The organism is Bdellovibrio bacteriovorus (assembly GCF_048286975.1).
Taxonomy (GTDB): Bacteria; Bdellovibrionota; Bdellovibrionia; order Bdellovibrionales; family Bdellovibrionaceae; genus Bdellovibrio; species Bdellovibrio bacteriovorus_H.
Map to the genome: position 1 here is coordinate 227875 of NZ_JBLVRT010000002.1, position 16797 is coordinate 244671.

Consider the following 16797-nt stretch of genomic DNA (forward strand, 5'->3'; position numbering starts at 1 on the left):
TCCAATCTCCTCGTTCACAAAATAACTTTAACTAAGACCTTCATTTTTCACTACAAAAAACGTGACGTCATCGATTAAGGGCGCGCCTTGACGATGGGCTTGGAAGCTCGTTGCAAAACGCTCCACCGAATCATTTACGCCCGGGAAATCCTTGTTGGCCGCGATCAGAGCTTTGATAAACTCTCGCTCGCCCCATGCCTCTTTACCCGGGTTCTGGATATCAGGAATACCGTCTGTATAGAAGAATACCAGATCTCCCGGCTCAACCTGAATTGTTGTTTGTTCGTAAACCGAATCTCGGGCCTGTCCCAGTCTGGGATTGTTCACTTCATTTAATGGAACAAGGTCTTTCTTTTTAAGTGTGCCGCCCTCATTTTTCTTCATCAGGAACGGCGCCTCGTGCGAAGCATTGCAGTAAGCAAGCTCCCCTGTTTCCAAGTCGAACGACGCCAGGAAGAACGTCATCATGATACGGCCTTTGGACACATCATAGATGGAACGATTCAACAGCTCCAACGCTTTGGACGGAGTGATATTCAGACGCTCGATAATTGTGGATGCTGACTTCGCCGCACTGGTGATCAAAGCTGCCGGAGCCCCGTGCCCCGTCGCATCCCCGATCCACAGGAAGATCTTGTTGCCAATCTGACAGTAATGCCACCAGTCGCCACCGCACTCGCTGGCCGGCTCATAGTAACCTGCAATCGACAACGGACCGATCTTGGCCTGCGTTTCCGGGAACAGGGTTTCTTGCACGGTTTTCGCGGTTTGCAGCTCGGATTCCATGCGCGCTTTTTCTGCCGTCTGATCCAACAGACGGGAAACTTCCGCCGCCATGATATTGAAATTATCCGCAAGGCTTCCAACTTCATCATTGGACTTTACATCAACGCGGATGTTGAAGTCCCCTTCCGCCACCTTTTTGGTGGCATCGAACAATTGTGTCAAAGCTTGAGTCAAACCGCTGGAGGCAAACAGACTCAAAATCACCGTCACGGAAATCAAAATACCGAAGAAGATCAAAGATTTTCGAATCAGGATCTGAACCGCACCCAGGGCTTTTTCTTTTTCCACCGTGGTCACAACAATCAGATCACCAAAACCCGCACGCGAGAAGGAAACCAGCAGTTCCTTACCATCCACCGAACGATCGGTCTCAGCCCCTTGAGCGATTTGCTTATTGGTGCCTTCCAGGAACTGAGGGCTGACCGTGGATTGCAGCTTTTGCCCCGGCATTCCATCCGGACCAAACAACACTGTCCCGTCAGAAGAAATCAGATACATTTTTTGCGACATCGCCGCACGGAACATCTCGGAGGCTTCACTCATTTTTACGATCACCAAAAACACCGTGTTGCGGGTGTTGGTTTCGTCACTGACTTTTTCCATGATGAAAACACGGTCATCACTGAAAGGCACTTTCACCACACGGCGGGTGGCTTCCACTTCCGCAAAGTAACCTGACATCTGAGATTGCAGACTGTTCAACACCCCGTCTGTTTGATTCGGAACTTTCTCAAGCACCGCGGCCTTTTCATAGGCACCGGTCGCTGAAGGTTTAAAGACCACGATGGACTCCAGATTGAATTCATTCTGGAAGATGGACTCCCCAACAGAAGAAAATTTCTGCTGGCTCAGGTAATCCTGGAAGATCGGCTTGGTCGTTCCAAGCACGGCGTTGAGCTGTGTCTTAATTTGAGCCGCCATGGTTCCGGACATGCTGCTGGAAGAATCAAAGACGTAAGCGATCTTGTCGTCCTCAAAAATTTTCAGCGCCAAAACCAAATACACCGTAAGTGTAATAAGTGGCAACGAAGTGAGTAGCAAAAGAATCTTGTATCTAATTGATAATCCACGTTTTTTCACGACTCCAGTATGCCCGTTCAAGCACTGGCCGAAAACAAATTCTCACATAACTTAGCCTAAGGTCCGTAAATCTCTTGTCATTTCCAACCGATAAGGTTTGAGCAGGAGTCTTATGTCGCGCTTTGGACGAACAGAAAAAATGATCTTTACCGGAGCCCTGCTTGTGCTCATGGTCTTCTCGTACTTCCTGTACGACGACTCTTTGCTATTCCCAAAATCAAATACCGGCGAACTGGAACTGATTGGCTCTGTGGCTATTTCCCAAAACGATGTGCGCCGCAAAAATCTGGATACATTCAGCTGGCTTCCCGCTTCGCGCAAAGACAATGTCTTCCAGAATGATTCTATCTTCACCGGCGACCGGTCTGAAGCCACGATCCAACTTCAGGATGGAACCCAGATTCGTATCGAACCGAATTCTTTGATCACCCTGAATCTTAAAAACGGTCAGATGAACCTGGATCTGCGTTACGGAAATCTGGTCGGGGAACTGGCACAAGGTTCCTCCCTGACAATCAAATCCGGCACCGAAGAGTTCAAACTGGAAGGATCCTCTACAAACACGCAGGAAAAGCCAAAAATCAAGTTCAACAAAGCCCACAGCGGCACAGTTGATTTGAAACTGCTTTCCGGAGACGTGAAATATATCGACAAGAAAAAGCAGGCCGTCAAAGAACTGCCTAAGAACGCTGTCGTCGCCGTTAAAAAAGATGGCGAAATCAAGCCGGTTGAAAAACCAACCTTGCTTGTGAAAACTCCGGACAACATGAACTGGCTTCGTGTGAACCCGGATGATCCACTGCCATTTGAATGGCAAGGTAAAGGCGACATTGCCCGCTATGAGCTGGAAGTATCTCCAAACGAAGACTTCAGCTCTGTGGCCCTTTCAAAAACAACCAACGAACAAAGAGTCGCGGTGACAGAACCTCTGCAGCCGGGCCCTTATTTCTGGCGTTTGAAAACCTACGACCGCAATGGCGAAGTCGGCGTTGTGTCACCGGCCCAGCGCATGAGCATCACTCACCTGGCCGGCCCGCAGATCGTGACGCCAGTTCAAGCCGCGCAAATCAATCTGGAACTGAAAGTAAAAACTCAGGAAGAACTGGCCACCACCACCGAAGTGCAGTGGAAGGCCATGGCCCAGCTGAAAAACTTCACCTGGCAGGTAGCAACAGATCCGGAATTCCAGCAGATCATCAAAGATGGTCAGACGGATTCATTGGCGGCGGTGACTCCTCGTCTTCCAAGCGGGACTTACTGGGTGCGCGTGCAGGGGCAAACAGCCAGCAACAATGTGTCTCCATGGTCTGAACCTGTTTCGTTCACGTTGAATCTGGCGGCGCACAAAGAAGAGCGTCCAAACAAACCGGTACTGATCACCAAACAAGTGGATTTCAAAGCTCCAACAGGTGAAAGAAACCCAGCTTCCCCGGAAGCTCCGAAACTGGCGTGGAAACCGGTTCTTAGAAGCAAAGGCTATCAGCTGCAAATCTCCAAGGACATGAGTTTTGCCGAAGTGGAAAAATACGACATCAGTCAAAATCAAGTGGCGTGGTCACAGTTCCGTCCGGGCAAGCACTACTATCGTGTTCAAGCCAAAGGCATCAATGGGCTTAACAGTGAATTCAGTGAAGTGGGAACCATCGACGTCAGCGTCGGCGGCCTGACTTTAAATCCTTTGAAAACTATCAATGCCATCGGCCAGGCTGCGGGACCTAAAGAAACCCCGATCAGCTGGAGCGAAGTGCCGTTCGCCAAGTCCTATCTGGTGCAAGTGGATAAATCAAAAGAGTTCACGGCCCCTCAGCAACTGGAATACTCTGCCACAGGCGGAAACCTGACGCTGCAGGATCCGGGCACCTATGTAGTGCGTGTGCAGGCTTTGGATGAAGCCAACAAGCCCCTGACTGATTTCTCGAATATTCAGGAAGTCATGTACACCTTCCGCACCCCACTGGTGGCACCACCTCTGATGGAGCCGTTCAACAATGCCTCTATCTTCCTGCAGACCGAGATGGAACCGTTCATCTGGCTGGAATGGAAAAAGGTGGAAGGTGCGACTTCCTACCGCATCGAGATTTCCGACAAACCGGACTTCTCCCGCACATTGATTGCAAAATCTTTGGCTGGCAACCGCTTCCTGATCAAGGAAAAGGTTCCACTGGGGAAAATCTACTGGAGAGTTCGCGCCGAAGCCAAAGGTGACGCCGAAATGTCCGAGTGGGCGGAAAAACGTGAATTCACCCTTTACCATCAGAAGAATGAGACCTTCGTAAAATGAGAATCCAGTACTCCCTCTTCGACACCCTTTTAGAGCCTGTTTTTGTTCTGACAGCAGATCAAAAGGTTGTCTATTGCAATGAAACCGCCGCCATCGTGGCTGGCCTTTCCATTCGCAAGATCACAAGAGGCATGAAGTTCAATGAATTGTTCCAATTCAGCGAGCCCATTGAAGCCCTGGACAATCTGATCGGTGTATCGGATGCGACCCCGTATAAAGAGGTCAATTTCAAAGCCCTCCACGCGGAAGAAGGCAAGGTGCAGATCACTCTGCAGCCGATCTTTGATTCCATGGGTGACAAGAACTGGATTGTCTTTGTGCGTGACGTGACTTTGGAAGAACGTCTGCAGAAAAAATACCGCGCTGAACTTGAGCAAAAAGAAGGCGTCATCACGGCGCTGGAAGAAGCCAAAGTTCAGCTTGAAAACTACAGTAAAAACCTGGAACAGATGGTGGCCGACCGCACGCGCGAGTTGTCCCGCCTCAACACAACCATGTCCGCCTTGCTGGACAGTCTGGGTCAGGGCTTCTTTATCTTTAATGCTGAAGGAAAAATCCTGGATGTATCCTCGAAGGCTTGTGAAGCCACGGTGGAGTGCAAACCTGACGGTCAGCTGATCTGGGATGTCTTAAAACTTCCTGAAAACAAAGTGGAAGGCTTCAAAAAGTGGATGCAAACCCTGTTCATGGAGATGCTGCCGTTTGAAGACCTGTCCTGTCTTGGACCTGAAACCTACCCGCACACCAAAGAGCGTAACATCGCCCTTGAATACCACCCGCTTCGCAGCAACGAAGGCGTGATGGAAGGCGTGGTTGTCGTGGCGTCTGATATCACTTCGCTGGTCGAAGCCCAAAAACAAGCCGAGCGCGAAAAAGAACACGCAAAATTGATCATCCACATGATCAAATCCAAACGTGAAATTCACCGCTTCATTCAGGAAGCTCAGGGCTTGCTGGGTCAAGTTCGTGATGAAGTCAGCAAGGACAACGGCCCTTACGACACAGAAGAGCTCTTCCGCAGTCTGCACACCTTGAAAGGTGGCGCAGCGCTGTTTTCGATCAAAGATGTTGCCGAAGCCTGCCATCAGGCCGAGGGACTGCTTGCCGAATTGAAAGAGTCCTGGACTCATCCAGGCTTTATCGCTCTTCGTGGTAAATGTTTTGAGGTCGAAGAGTTCTTCCACAAGTTCCTGGATCAGACCAAAGAGATCCTGGGAAGCTCGAACATGCCGGAAGAGCGTCAGATTGAAGTCGCCATCAGTAAACTGAACCATATTGCCCGCAAAGTGGGCTCACTGCCAGGTGGCGGTGCCGTGGCGCAGGAACTGTTGCTGGAACTTGCGATGGAGCCGGTCGCTGGCTTTGTCGAGCCATACAACGACGTGATGCTGCGAGTGGCAGCTCAAGTCGACAAAATGGTCTCCCCGCTGAAGATTCATAACGGAAACCTGATGGTCATTCCGGAAATCTACAGTGGTTTGTTCTCAACCTTCGTGCATGCATTCCGAAATGCTGTCGATCACGGTATCGAAATGCCGGATCACCGCGTGGACATCGGCAAACCTGCCGAAGGCCAAGTGGATGTTACATTCAGTCTGAATCACAATTCCCAGGGTTCCTGGTTGCTGGTGCAAATCAAAGATGACGGCGGTGGTGTTGACCCTGCCCGCATTCGCGAAAAGCTTACCGGCAAGGGCCTGGATGTGTCGGCCGAAACAGATCAGCAGATCATTCAGCATATCTTCGACAGTCAGTTCTCGACCCGCGAACAAGTCACGGACATCTCCGGCCGTGGCGTGGGTATGGACGCCATCAAAGTCGCAGCTGAAGAGCTGGACGGCCGCGTATGGGTCGAGTCCACCGTAGGCCAGGGCTCCACCCTGTTTGTGGAAGTCCCTTACATCACCGAATTCCAAAAAGACAAAAAGCTCCCAACCGCCGCCTAAAAAGGCGCCTGAACTTCAGGCATTATAGCGTCATTTCTGCCAATATATCGTCCCTTTGCCAATATAAAGACCAACGGGTTCCCTCATCCCCGCCCACCATCTATTCTGATCATGGAATTTCAACCTGAACGACAAGGAGACTCCCATGACTTACGAACTTCCAGCACTTCCCTACGCTAAAGACGCTTTGGCTCCGCACATGTCCGCTGAGACATTGGAATACCACCACGGTAAACACCACAAAACCTACGTTGATAACCTGAACAAACTTGTTCCCGGCACAGAACACGAAGGCAAAACTTTAGAGCAAATCATCATGAGCAGCTCTGGCGGCGTGTTTAACAACGCAGCTCAGATCTGGAATCACACGTTCTTCTGGAACTGCCTGTCCCCAAAGGGCGGCGGCGAGCCTACCGGTGAACTGGCGCAAGCCATCGTTCGCGATTTCGGTTCCATCGAAAAATTCAAAGAGCTGTTCGCGGATGCCAGCATCAAACAATTCGGCTCGGGCTGGGGCTGGCTTGTGAAAAACAAAGAAGGCAAATTGGAAATCCTTAGCACCAGCAATGCCGAAACCCCGATGACCAAAGGTCACACGGCGATTCTGACTTGTGATGTGTGGGAACATGCTTATTACATCGACTATCGCAACAGCCGCCCGAACTTCCTGGCAGCCTTCTGGAAGCTGGTGAACTGGGAATTTGCTGCAAAAAACTTTAAAGGCTAATATCTTGGTGTCATCGTCACGACGCTCAGGCCGATGGCTTTTGTAGCGCCCGTGTTGACATAGTTATGGGCTGAATCCCCCGGGAATGCCAAAACATCTCCGGGCTTCAGCTCAAAACTTTCCCCACTGACCACCACGGTCATCTGCCCCTGCACACAGTGCAAATACTCTTTGGTGCCGCTGGAGTGCGGAATGCCGCCCATGCGAGCCCCCACTTCCAGCTCCATGCGATCAATGGCCATCCCCGGAATCGGGTCCGGTAAAAGTTTGTAAACAGTGACGTTGCCCTTGGCTTTTTTATTGGCGGGAATTTYATCCTTGCGAATCAATTTTGTCTGGGATCTGGGCGTCGTCAGCAGTTCTTCGAATGAAACCTGCAAGGCCGCGCAGACCTTGGCCAGGTTCACCAGCGAAGGATTTCCCATCCCGCTTTCCATATTGGTCAACGTCGATCGCGGCACCCCGGCGAGTTTCGCCAAGGCAGCTTGAGTCAGTTGACGTTTTTTACGAAGTTCAGTGATTTGAGCGGCAAGGTTCTGGGCTAACACATCAAACGAAGTCATGCCCTATGGTAGATGTTTGGATCCAAGAGTGCAACGCACGCGCGCAGCACTCTTTAAGGAATCTATTTATTGTGTTTGCTGTAAGCAGCTTTCAATTTGTCTTCAAAGATTTTTGCCGAGAATGGTTTCACGATATACTGGGACACACCCGCAAGAACCGCTTCGGTGACCTGATCACGCTCGGACTCTGACGTCAAAAGCACAAATGGCAAATTGGCAAATTCCGCCGTGGCGCGAACTTGCTTTAGCAGTTCAAGGCCCTTCATTTTCGGCATGTTCCAGTCAGAAATCACCAGTTGGATTTGCGTGCCGGGAGTGTTGTTTTGAATAAGGATTTTAAGACCGGCTTCCCCGTCTTCAGCTTCCTGCAGGTTTTTATAGCCCATGGCTTTAAGCGTGTTCTTCACCAGATCACGAATGGAGGGCATATCATCAATAACTAGGATGCGGGTCTCAGGGGGGAACATAGACGAGGTCTCCTCTATCCCCCTATTCTAGAAAACCTGTGGTGAATCTCAAAGATTCTTTACAATGCTGGACTTTGAACTGGTGCCAGCCACAGATAATCAGCACGGGGACCGTCCTGAGTGCCCGGGTTGATTTCAGTCGCAATTTCGTCCTCAGTCAGACCTGACGTATTCACTTGCGAGAAGGTCAGCACCGGGAACTCGGCCCCGCGCACACGCAGACGATCCGGCAGACCGCCCCCATACTGCACATGGAAATCCCCGACCACAATCACCAGTACCTGGTCGGGATGAGAACGCATGAACTCCACTGCCTGCCACGCCATCGTGTCATCCCAGATGGACTGAGACGTAAAATAGCGCTCGCCCGCTTCCGGATTCGGCAGGTGCGGCATCATGGAAAGGAAACGGCGTTTGTAGCCGTCATTCCCCAAAGAGAACTGCGGCGGCATCAATTTCAGATCCTCCGGAGTCAGCGCCGCCAAGCCACCTTTAGACACCTTGCCCGTCAAAGAGCGCGGAGCATTCAAAGCAATCGTCTTGGACCCCTCAGAAAGGTTAGGGAACACACTTTGTTCGCGATAATAATCATAAGAGGGATTGCCCCATTTAATTTGAGAGAGGAAGTCAGCTTCGCTTAAAAGCCCCTGACGATAAGAGTCCACGGCCGGCTGGTCAGTATATGTAAAAAATTCCATCCCGACAGAGACCTTCAGGCCCTGAGCCCGAAGCGCCTGCATAATAGAGACTTGCTGGTTTTGGTGTTCTTTGAAGCCGTGATTTTCGCCGATAACTACGATAGACCCCGGAGTGACCGGGCGGACGGCTTCGGCCAAATTGACCGGTTGGAGGTCGTTTCCACGCAAAATGCCACTAGTTTGAGCATGTGCACAGGCCAACATGAGCAGGGAACTTAAAAAAAGGCCGAAAGTCTTCACGATTCCTCCTCTAGACGCGAATTTGTCTGTTGAAGTTTCCTTTTTCCTTTGATACCTTGAGCCCCTTTGAAAAGGTATTGTCATTTTTTCTATACAACGCGTGGCAGTACAAATGGTTCAATTTAAGGGGTATCGCAATGGCTAAAAAGACAGGAAGAATCATCGTAACTCTTGAGTGCACTGAAGCTCGTGCTGAAGGCAAACCTGTTTCTCGTTACACTACGACTAAAAACAAAACTAAGACTCCAAGCCGTCTTGAGAAGAAGAAATACAATCCGAATCTTAAGCGCCACACTGTCCACAGAGAAACGAAGTAATTCGTAATGATTCTGACGGATCAGCAAATTCTGGATTTCATGAAGGAAGGCGCCATTAAAGTGGAACCTTTCCGCAGAGAATGCCTGGGTACGAACTCTTATGACGTTCACCTGGGTAAGACTCTAGCCGTCTATGAAGACGAAGTGCTGGACGCCAAGAAGCATAACAAAATTCGTACCTTTGAAATTCCAGAAGAGGGTTTCGTGCTGATGCCGGACACTCTCTATTTGGGCGTTACTTTGGAGTACACTGAGACTCTGAAGCATGTCCCATTTTTGGAAGGCAAATCGAGCGTAGGCCGTCTCGGAATCGACATCCATGCCACTGCTGGCAAAGGAGACGTCGGTTTCTGCAACTATTGGACTCTGGAAATTTCCGTGAAACAGCCTGTGCGTGTTTACACTGGAATGCCGGTTGGTCAGTTGATATACTTTGAAGTGAAAGGCGACATTTTAACTCCTTATAATGTCAAACCTTCCGCAAAATATAACGACAAACAACCAATCCCGGTAGAGTCCATGATGTGGAAAAATTCATTCTAAAATCCCTGCTCATACTTGGTTTCCTGGCTACCGCCGCCTGTTCTTCAGGGGGCGAGGTCGAGGATATTTCCGGTTTAGACAGCTATTCTGTCGTTTCCGGCTCATTCAGCCAGGCTGACTCAACCGCGCTGCACATTGCAGGCACCACAGGTGTTGTCCGCTTCACCTCTACGTTGCCAGGCGTCAGCTCTTCCCGCTCTATTTCCCTGAAAGCTTCCTTAAACAACGTCACTTTGAGTGATGTGAGCGCCGTTTTCTATGCGAGCGATTCCAGCGTCTCGGGCTCCACAGGGATTGTGGTGACCTTCAGCCGCACCGGCGCCAGCGTGAACGCCTCGATCACCTTTAATGGTCAAACCCGCACAGTCACAAGCTCCGACATGGGCTTTTACATCCCGAACAATATTGATGTGGTGATTGACGTTCACAACGTCGGCACCAAGTCCCGCGTCTATATCTGGAGACGTGACAACCTGGTCTATGCACCGACCAGCGCTGATGTGGATTCAAATTCGGATGTTTCTTCAGCTCTTCCCACGGCGGTGGGCCCCGGGACTTTTGCCGGTTTGATTCTGAACTATGCGACAGTCACAGCGGCGCAAGTGTCGACTCCGAAAGTGCTCGATTAAAAAGTTTCACGAATTGTTTAAGCAATAAAAAAGCCCCTTTTCAGGGGCTTTTGTTTTTTCTGATTTTGGTTCTGAACTAAAGCTGGCTTGCGGCTTTTTCAAGAGCATCCTGAGAGGCTGGCTCCTGTACCAACTTGGCACTTGGGCTTTTGCTGACCTGTTCGGCGATATAACCCAGGATCTGAGCCAGCTGCACGCGGTCCGCCCACACGTCCCACTTGTCCTGCTTGCCCTTCCACTTGAACAGGAATCTTGCCTGCTCCATCAGCGTCGTTGGCGGTTTGCCATAACGAAGAATGAACGTGAAAACATCCAGCAGGTCTTTTTCTTTCAGCACGCCGCTTTTCAGCTGATCGGCGGCAAGCTCTTTCAGCAGACCTTTAAATGCCGGATAAGCTTTGATCGCTTCACTGGTGGAAATGAAACCGTCTTTGTTTTTATCAAAGCGGGCAAAGACCATTTCCACGTACTGAATCACGTGCGGAGTCAGGGCAATGTCCCCCATCTTCGCCAGATTCTTGTCATTCGGAATGTAACCTGCCGCCATAAAGACATTGTTCATATAATAAGCCCACTCATCGGCCGAGGCCTTCTTCATGAACTTGATGTATTCCGGCGTCGCCGACATGATCACCGGCATAGCGTCTTTATAAGCCGCGCGAGCACAGCTTAAAGTCACCAGACTGTTGTCAGTCACTTCCTCATCACGACCAAAGCACTTCTTTACAAGCTCGGTGCGCAGACGCGAGTTAATACCCACACCCGACCAGATCATACCGATAAGATCGGTGATTTCGGCTTGGGAAGCCAAGGCATTCCCGTCGGAGTGCGGAACAAAGATATTGGCTTCACGGAAACGCGACGACGCAAAGGATGTGTTCTTCGGATCCAACAAACCCATTTCCACAAAGATGGATTTAAGTTCGTTGAACGCCCCTTCCACTTCCGGCAAGGTCGCGCCCTGGAACGTATTGATACGATTCAGATCATTGGCAAAGGAACGAATCAGCAAACGCGCCACCGCACGGTTGCGGTTCAGGTCGCGCAAACTCTTAAATGTGTAAAGCTGTTCAAACTTGTTCGAGATAATCACAAAACCACGATAGTCCGTGGTCATTGGAACCGGGCTTTCCACTGACAAGATCAGTTCTGTCAGCGCTGCCTGCAATGGCAGGGCGTGGGCATCCAGGTTCTTTTCGGTTTTCTTCAACACCGCCAGCAGGTCCTTGGCTGTCAAACCCTCTTCCGGTTTCCAGCCTTCGGCCATCTGGGCAAACATCAGCTCGGTGTCGATCCAGATTTGCATTTCCTTACGACCCACTTCAACAGAAGTCAAAGTCAAGGCATCAGGCTTATGACCGGACAAACGGGCTTCCGGTGCCACCAGCATATTATTCAGAACCACGCTAAGCAGCTTGTCAGCAGACTGCTCATTGATCGCACCCGGCACCAGCTCCAAGCGAATCAGGTGCTTCATAATTTTGTTCAGTTCAACACGGGTGAACTGGTTTTCTTTTTTCACCAGCAACAGATCACGCAGGATGTTCAGCGTCTGATTACCGAAAACAGAGAAGTAGCTTAAATTCACCGGCTGCTGCAGAGATTCGCCCATCAGGAAGTACTGATAGTAGAGGAAGTCTGAATACGCGCGCGCAGCAAAGCCCAGCAACACACTCCAGTTGGATTTGCGCAAAGATGAATCATTGCCGCCCAGAACCATGTTCTTGGCATCGATCACCAGCGGCAGATAGCTTTTCACCTGCTCTGCCAGACCACGACCCTCTTTCGGAGGATACAGGATCTCGATTTCCCGCACGATATTATTCAGGTCATTCAGGTCATAAGACCCTTCAAACAGAACACCCGCTTCGCGCACTGTGGCTTCCAGTACGAACTGGGACTCCATGAAGAGCTTCTGCGCTTCATCGGCATCATACATGTCTGGATCCCATTCACGACCGTAAATGGAATAGAAAGGCATGAAACGCTCAATCAGCGTTTTAATGCGGCTGACTTTCAATCGTGCCGTTTCAAAGTCTGTGGTTGTCAGGGAATCAACACTGCCGCCAAAGAACAGTTGTTTGACCTTCATGCCTTCAAACACCAATCCCGAGGACACTTTAAATTCCGGCCAGACGATTTCCAGCGTTTTTAACAGGTCAAAGACCTCGTCGCGGGAAACAACGCCCTCAGGCTTTTCCGCCACCAGATCCTGGAACACAGACAAAACGTCCTCCACCGTGCGTGCCAGATAACCCAGACGGTATCCGGTGCCCGTTTCAGGAACAGACTTGATGAAGTAGTGATAGCGCAGGAACTGCACATAACCACGGGCACCCAACAAAGTGAAACGGCGCCATTCATTCGGAGTGATGGAGTTTTCATCCCCACCCGCCAGGGCCTTTTTCACTTTTTTGATGACCGGCATGTACGTCTGAATAACAGACGGGAATTCCCATTTTTCGCCGAAGAACTGCCCCATTTCTCGCATCAGAACAACAAAGTCTGACAGGTTGTAGCCTTGCGCATTTTGTTCAATCAAAGACGCCAGCATACGGGCGGCATTTTGCAGTTCTTTATTGGCTTCTTCAAAGTGACGAACATCACTTTGCATATTCGGAGTTTCAGAAACCTCCCAGTTCAGAGAGATCACTTTCATGTACGGATTCAGATTCACCGTGATTGTGCGAAGACTTTTAACCAAAGCGATGGTCTTATCCAGTTCGCTGCGGGTCAGGTACTCGCGACTGCCACCGACGAAGACCTGCTTCAGCTTCATGAACTCGGTCTGCAGCTGCTGGGAAATAACGACGTTGTCTTTTGGATCCAGGAAGTTCTTTTCAAGGAAGGTTGCCAGCTCCTGAGCCGTGTAACGATCAGCGGTGTTTCCACGCACGTAACGTTTGAATTTTTCAACAGCACTGCCAATACAATCCCAGGCCGATTCCAATTCTTCCTTCTTGGCGTCACCGACAACGAAGGCTTTGGCAACAGGTTTCGCGTCTGTCAGACACTGGGTGCCGCCGAATTCCTGAGATTCAGGAGGAGGCGGCTCTTCACCGACTTTGGAATCACAGGATGCAAGTCCCGCGACAAGACACAATGCCAGAACGGCCTTCAAACATTTAGAAAACATAAGTCATGCCCCCGTAGAAACGGTCGTTCGCGCGATATTGGTTGAGGAATCCGGATGGATCGTGCTTTTCATCCTGCACGCCCAAAACGTCTCCTCCGACGACCACGGCCCACTTTTGGCTTGGGTAATAGAGGAACTCGGTGTTCAACAACGAGCCTCTTTGATCATAATCATACAAGTACTTGAATCGGGTCACGAACGGACGATTGAAAAAGCTTGCCAGCTGCCCTTCAACACGGAAGGAAAGGGCGTTCGTGAATTTCAAACGATCATCAAACATCGTAAAGTCATCCGGCTGACCGTTGGACTGAATGTCCGTGATGCCACCGCCTTCAATTTTCAGGTACTCGACCTGGAAGGCCAAGGTTTTTGCCAGGAAATCCGCCAAAGAGAAATCAAACGCCGCGGAATACGCACGAATTGGTTCCAGCTTCTGGATGGACCATTCTGGATCATCCGGGCGTTTTTCAATGGGATCGTCCTCAAGATACGAAACAGAAGCCTTCATACGGCCATGGGTGTAACCCACGTCGATGGATTTGATGATGTGATGAGTGACATCCGGAGACACCGTCACATCTACTTTTTCTTCAGAAACGTCTTTGAAGTTTTTGCGCTTCAGAATCAGTTCGTTCACCGGCAGATAACCACCGCTGACAACAACCCAAGGACCACGCTCTTTACTGCCCAGACGGCCCATCATCGCAGCACCACCATTGGCCGTCAGCTTGGCAGCATCCGGGATGTCGAGCTGATACTGGATGGTGTTGATGTTGTTGTTGAAGTCATAGTCGCGCGATGGAGCACGATACCAGCGGCTGTCAGAAACCAGTCCGCCACCCTCTTCACGAATGTCCGGGCCCATGCTTGGAATGAACAGAGGAGAGGCAAACCCCACGATCTGCCAACCGTTGGTGTTGTAATCCAGAAACAACCCCGTCAGCCCCTGTTCTTCGGGACGAAGGGTGTCAATAGCGAACTTCGGCTGCCACAGACCCAACTGCCAGCGGCGGTCCATCTCGCTCCAGTCATGCTTCTTACGACCGGCAAACGCACGGAAAGGCGCTTTCTTGGAAGCCACATAGGCCTCAGAAACAACGAAGTGAGATTGTCCACGGGTGAAGAAGGTCCCGCCAGAGATGTCGGCGGCAAAGTCGATCCAGGAAGTTTCTTTAAGACCGGAAAGGCGAGCGGAAAGAAGCTGGCTGTACGTCAAATTCGGAGATTCAGGAATCGGGGTCAGATACTGCATCCCCTCCATCCTGATCTGGCCATACACCGTTGCCGGTTTTGACGAGACTTGCGGCTGTTGGATAGAGCTCACCCCTTCGGCTTGAGGAATTTTCAAGCTCGTCGATTGTGCCTTGGACTTTGAAACCACCACAACGCTCAAAAGCATCGCGGCCAAATAGGTCCTACTACTCACATCCGCCTCTGGATAAAAGTCTAGGGGATAGAAAATAAGAAAAGGCTGTCGGAGTCAACGGAGCCACGCGTTGATGGGCTCTAGAACGATTATATGCGAGCTGATGGTAAAAAAACCTCGCTCTGTTTGAAAAAACTTCCTTTGAAATCCTGTGTAAAAACAGGTGTTTTAGAGCAAGTGCTCCAGCAGCCATTGCGGGTCGTCAATGGGCACATCATGCCCAGCCCATGGGTGCATTTCCGCGCGCACTCCCCACTTTTCCGCGATCTTCAAAGTGCAGGTTGGTGAAACCAGGCGATCCCCGTGACTGCCCAGCAGGCGAATGTCACCAGGAGCCGAATCCGGAAAACGATAACGAGACGCCGCCAGCATCTGACGAATCACGTTCTGAGGGTTCATCGGGTGCTGTTTCGTATATTCCATCATCGCGCCGATTTCCTCTTCGCGACGTTCGTGGCTGTTGGTGATCATTCCAAGAATCGTTTTTTCCCAGAAGGTTTCATCTTTTTCGCGACCGATCAGCTTCAGACCCTTGGGAATGTTGCCGGCAATAAAGCGACGATAAAACGGAGAAAAACCGCCAGAGCTTGTGCACACCAAAGTGGCTTTGCGAATTTCATGAGGGTATTCCTTCATCCATTCCACGGTGATCATCGCGCCCAAAGAGACCGACAGCACCTGAAACGGTTCGCCTTTTTGCACATAAGAACAACGCGCACGCAGGTCTTTGACGTATTCTGAAATCTTGATCGGACTGGTTTCTTCGTGGCGGCTTCCATTCCCCGGCAGATCCAAAAACTCGAATTTATCATTGGGAAAATGCTGCTGAATTTTTTCAGCGAAAGATCCCCAGTGTCCCACTCCGCGCGCCAGTCCACGCAGTAATAGCCAGTTTCTAGATGTTGCCATACCAAAGCTCCCTGGCCCGGGTGTCAAGCTGCCGGACCTGTTCCTGATTCTGCGTTGCCCATGCCTGCGGTGAATTCACCGCGCGGATTAAAAACTCCATCAGCGTGTTATGACGGCGCAGTGTGCGTTTGTGACGATGACCTTTGAGCGGATTGAACGGGCCTTCCGCACTGAAAATCTGCCACGGATTTTTCTTCACCCACAACCACGACCCCATCTCCAGACACAGCGGCACATAGATGCCGTTGCCGGGATTAGCGCGATGATTGTCGTACAGATAATCCCACAGATCCCCGTGCGTGGTGTAGTTCTGAGCCTGCGGCTCAAAGCGATAAAAGTGATGCGGATACGTGCGATCCAGAAGGTCTTTCAGCGCGTAACACAGATGCAGTTCCGGATACGGCTTCACGGTTTTGGCATACGGGAACCACAGACGATCCTGCAGACCAAAACCTGAATGCAGATCCAAAGTCATGGCTAATTTGCTTTGCGAAATTTCCTTCTGAACACAGTCTACCAGGGTTTGCGCTTCCAGTTGCATCGGCGCGCCCTCTTCCCCGCGATACCAAGGCAGTTTTTTGCTATAGCGATGACCGCCCAGCAAAAACTGTGGATTGTCAGCGTCGATGGGCGCATTGCGCATCAAATCGACACCTTGAGGATTGCATCGGGTTTTGCGATAAATGCCCACCGGATTCACTGTCGGAATAAAAAAGATGCGGACTTTTTCAAGTGTCTGCTGAATGCTTTCGTCCCACTGGGACAGCTCGGCCAACGAGCTCATCAGGGCCACACAGACCTGGGCGCCGATGCGCTCAAGTCCGTGCACGCCACCGACAAAACCCAGCACCGGTGCCTGAGGGTCCTGACTGCCAAAAGAGACTTTGTAGATTGGAAAACGCAGATCTTCGAACTGACTATGAGTCAAAATCTCCGCCCGGGCGGTGGAGCCCAGTTGCGCGATCTTTTTCTCGATTTGCTGGATCTCAGGCAATGTTGTCATTCTTTTCCCCAGAGCCCCCTATTGTTCGCGATAATTCCACCGTGTC

14 protein-coding genes are annotated in these 16797 nt (G+C 50.7%); 6 read left to right on the forward strand and 8 right to left on the reverse strand.

Annotation, left to right across the window (positions count from 1 at the left end):
* Positions 1-27 precede the first annotated feature (27 nt).
* Positions 28-1779 (reverse strand): SpoIIE family protein phosphatase, encoded by a 1752-nt coding sequence (locus tag ACNQKP_RS09395; protein ID WP_417864373.1) that lies wholly within the window; start codon positions 1777-1779, stop codon positions 28-30.
* Positions 1780-1978: 199 nt separating this feature from the next.
* Here ACNQKP_RS09395 and ACNQKP_RS09400 point away from each other — a divergent pair, with 199 nt between their 5' ends.
* The 3 genes from ACNQKP_RS09400 to ACNQKP_RS09410 all read left to right on the forward strand — a co-directional run bounded on the left by ACNQKP_RS09400 (position 1979) and on the right by ACNQKP_RS09410 (position 6820).
* Positions 1979-4147, forward strand: a complete 2169-nt coding sequence (locus tag ACNQKP_RS09400) for a FecR domain-containing protein (RefSeq protein WP_417864375.1) — start codon at positions 1979-1981, stop codon at positions 4145-4147.
* On the forward strand, positions 4144-6093 hold the full coding sequence (locus ACNQKP_RS09405; RefSeq protein ID WP_417864377.1) for an ATP-binding protein: 1950 nt from the start codon (positions 4144-4146) through the stop codon (positions 6091-6093). Before ACNQKP_RS09400 ends, ACNQKP_RS09405 begins: the two co-directional genes overlap by 4 nt.
* Positions 6094-6238: 145 nt before the next feature.
* Positions 6239-6820 carry a superoxide dismutase gene (locus tag ACNQKP_RS09410; RefSeq protein ID WP_417864379.1) on the forward strand — a complete coding sequence of 194 codons (582 nt, stop codon included), beginning with the start codon at positions 6239-6241 and terminating at the stop codon, positions 6818-6820.
* Here the strand turns inward: ACNQKP_RS09410 and ACNQKP_RS09415 are convergent.
* The 3 genes from ACNQKP_RS09415 to ACNQKP_RS09425 form a co-directional block, all read right to left on the reverse strand.
* Positions 6817-7383, reverse strand: a complete 567-nt coding sequence (locus ACNQKP_RS09415) for a helix-turn-helix domain-containing protein (protein WP_417864380.1) — start codon at positions 7381-7383, stop codon at positions 6817-6819. The genes ACNQKP_RS09410 and ACNQKP_RS09415 overlap by 4 nt on opposite strands.
* 62 nt (positions 7384-7445) lie before the next feature.
* The gene (locus tag ACNQKP_RS09420; protein ID WP_011164828.1) at positions 7446-7850 is read right to left on the reverse strand and encodes a response regulator; all 405 of its coding nucleotides are present in this window, start codon (positions 7848-7850) and stop codon (positions 7446-7448) included.
* Positions 7851-7909: 59 nt separating this feature from the next.
* Complete coding sequence (locus ACNQKP_RS09425; RefSeq protein ID WP_417864382.1) at positions 7910-8686, reverse strand: ChaN family lipoprotein; 777 nt, start codon at positions 8684-8686, stop codon at positions 7910-7912.
* A gap of 239 nt (positions 8687-8925) precedes the next feature.
* On the opposite strand from ACNQKP_RS09425, the gene rpmG reads away from it, so the two are divergent.
* Genes rpmG through ACNQKP_RS09440 form a run of 3 tightly spaced genes read left to right on the forward strand, consistent with a single transcriptional unit; the run spans position 8926 to position 10277 of the window.
* Positions 8926-9105: a 50S ribosomal protein L33 gene (rpmG, locus tag ACNQKP_RS09430; protein ID WP_011164830.1), complete on the forward strand. Its 180-nt coding sequence runs from the start codon at positions 8926-8928 to the stop codon at positions 9103-9105.
* A 6-nt stretch (positions 9106-9111) separates the two neighbouring features.
* Positions 9112-9648, forward strand: a complete 537-nt coding sequence (gene dcd, locus ACNQKP_RS09435; protein ID WP_011164831.1) for a dCTP deaminase — start codon at positions 9112-9114, stop codon at positions 9646-9648.
* Complete coding sequence (locus ACNQKP_RS09440) at positions 9630-10277, forward strand: hypothetical protein (RefSeq protein ID WP_038449674.1); 648 nt, start codon at positions 9630-9632, stop codon at positions 10275-10277. The genes dcd and ACNQKP_RS09440 overlap by 19 nt, the downstream gene beginning before the upstream one ends.
* 76 nt (positions 10278-10353) lie before the next feature.
* Here ACNQKP_RS09440 and ACNQKP_RS09445 read toward each other — a convergent pair whose 3' ends face one another.
* The 4 genes from ACNQKP_RS09445 to ACNQKP_RS09460 form a co-directional block, all read right to left on the reverse strand.
* A complete protein-coding gene (locus ACNQKP_RS09445) occupies positions 10354-13413 on the reverse strand; it encodes a hypothetical protein (RefSeq protein ID WP_417864383.1) in 3060 nt (1019 codons plus the stop codon).
* Positions 13403-14665, reverse strand: a complete 1263-nt coding sequence (locus ACNQKP_RS09450) for a transposase (protein ID WP_417864385.1) — start codon at positions 14663-14665, stop codon at positions 13403-13405. The genes ACNQKP_RS09445 and ACNQKP_RS09450 overlap by 11 nt, the downstream gene beginning before the upstream one ends.
* Before the next feature lie 342 nt (positions 14666-15007).
* Positions 15008-15748 (reverse strand): alpha/beta fold hydrolase, encoded by a 741-nt coding sequence (locus tag ACNQKP_RS09455; RefSeq protein ID WP_417864386.1) that lies wholly within the window; start codon positions 15746-15748, stop codon positions 15008-15010.
* Positions 15735-16751 (reverse strand): M14 family zinc carboxypeptidase, encoded by a 1017-nt coding sequence (locus ACNQKP_RS09460; protein ID WP_417864388.1) that lies wholly within the window; start codon positions 16749-16751, stop codon positions 15735-15737. The genes ACNQKP_RS09455 and ACNQKP_RS09460 overlap by 14 nt, the downstream gene beginning before the upstream one ends.
* Positions 16752-16797: the final 46 nt, after the last annotated feature.

What these genes read in the sequence shown, in the direction of transcription:
- dcd (WP_011164831.1), top strand. Translation starts at nt 9,112, where the DNA reads ATGATTCTGACGGATCAGCAAATTCTGGATTTCATGAAGGAAGGCGCC.
- ACNQKP_RS09420 (WP_011164828.1), bottom strand. Translation starts at nt 7,850, where the DNA reads ATGTTCCCCCCTGAGACCCGCATCCTAGTTATTGATGATATGCCCTCC.
- ACNQKP_RS09450 (WP_417864385.1), bottom strand. Translation starts at nt 14,665, where the DNA reads ATGCAGTATCTGACCCCGATTCCTGAATCTCCGAATTTGACGTACAGC.
- ACNQKP_RS09405 (WP_417864377.1), top strand. Translation starts at nt 4,144, where the DNA reads ATGAGAATCCAGTACTCCCTCTTCGACACCCTTTTAGAGCCTGTTTTT.
- ACNQKP_RS09400 (WP_417864375.1), top strand. Translation starts at nt 1,979, where the DNA reads ATGTCGCGCTTTGGACGAACAGAAAAAATGATCTTTACCGGAGCCCTG.
- ACNQKP_RS09445 (WP_417864383.1), bottom strand. Translation starts at nt 13,413, where the DNA reads ATGTTTTCTAAATGTTTGAAGGCCGTTCTGGCATTGTGTCTTGTCGCG.
- ACNQKP_RS09455 (WP_417864386.1), bottom strand. Translation starts at nt 15,748, where the DNA reads ATGGCAACATCTAGAAACTGGCTATTACTGCGTGGACTGGCGCGCGGA.
- rpmG (WP_011164830.1), top strand. Translation starts at nt 8,926, where the DNA reads ATGGCTAAAAAGACAGGAAGAATCATCGTAACTCTTGAGTGCACTGAA.
- ACNQKP_RS09410 (WP_417864379.1), top strand. Translation starts at nt 6,239, where the DNA reads ATGACTTACGAACTTCCAGCACTTCCCTACGCTAAAGACGCTTTGGCT.
- ACNQKP_RS09460 (WP_417864388.1), bottom strand. Translation starts at nt 16,751, where the DNA reads ATGACAACATTGCCTGAGATCCAGCAAATCGAGAAAAAGATCGCGCAA.